Raw genomic sequence first — 1025 nt, 5'->3', positions numbered from 1 at the left:
TAGGTGTAATGGACAAAATTCATGCTGGCGTAGGGTCTAACGCTATATACTGTCTATATTTGCAAGGAATCAACGCCATGAATCAAAAAACTGCCCTTTTTGTCGTGAGAAACACACCAAGAAGAATGGGCGCAAACTAGGCAAACAGCAGTACCAATGTCTAGCTTGCAAACGGCAGTTTTTAGGGGGTACAAGACTTAATAATCAAACCCTTTGGACAGAATATACTCAAGGTAAACAGACCTACCAACAGCTAGCTGACAAATATAATTGTAGTCTTAAAACTATCCAAAGACGGCTAGACAAAGTCAGTATCCAGTATCAGGTTAAGCGACCTAAGACTGCTAATATCATCATGGACACCACCTACTTTGGTCGCAAGTTTGGTTTAATGGTCTTTATGGACAACACCACTAAAGCCGTTCTCTCTTACGCGATAGTGAGTCATGAAACCAACAGCGCTTATAAGCAAGGGGTGGATCACCTAACATCGTTAGGCGTTGATGTACAAAGCATCACCTGTGATGGCAGACGAGGACTTAGAAGCCTGTTTACTAGCATCCCTTGTCAGATGTGTCAGTTCCATCAACTGCAAATAGTGACCCGTTACTTGACTCGTCGTCCTAAGAATATCGCGAGCATTGAGCTGAGAGGGCTTGCTTCAAATCTAAAACAGCTCAATAAATCCGACTTCATAGAGTGCTTAGATCATTGGTATTTAACTCATGAAGCCTATCTTAATGAACGTAGCACTAATGAAGATACTGGTAAAACATGGTATACCCACAAGCGTCTTAGAAGTGCTTATCGTAGCCTCAGAACCAATAGCGACTGGCTATTCACTTATCAAGAATATGAGCATTTAGATGTACCTAATACCACAAATTCTCTTGAAGGGTTATTCAGTGAGCTCAAACGACAATTACACAGTCATCATGGGCTAAATGAGAGGCGTAAGTTACGGTTTATTAAAGACTTTCTACTATCAAAGTCACTCAAATAGCATGAATTTTGTCCATTACACC

1 protein-coding gene is annotated in these 1025 nt (G+C 41.0%); it reads left to right on the top strand.

From position 1 onward, the window contains the following. The first annotated feature begins 355 nt into the window (after window positions 1–355). A complete protein-coding gene (locus tag JMX95_RS13585) occupies window positions 356–1003 on the top strand; it encodes a transposase (RefSeq protein WP_109592813.1) in 648 nt (215 codons plus the stop codon). The last annotated feature ends 22 nt before the right edge of the window (window positions 1004–1025 follow it).

Source organism: Psychrobacter sp. NC44, assembly GCF_904846655.1.
GTDB lineage: Bacteria > Pseudomonadota > Gammaproteobacteria > Pseudomonadales > Moraxellaceae > Psychrobacter.
The sequence above is the reverse complement of the archived record's forward strand: the minus strand, read 5'-3'. Positions and strand labels throughout refer to the sequence as shown.

Bases quoted from the DNA above. Each gene is read 5' to 3' on its own strand.
- JMX95_RS13585 (WP_109592813.1), top strand. From the start codon at position 356: ATGGACACCACCTACTTTGGTCGCAAGTTTGGTTTAATGGTCTTTATG.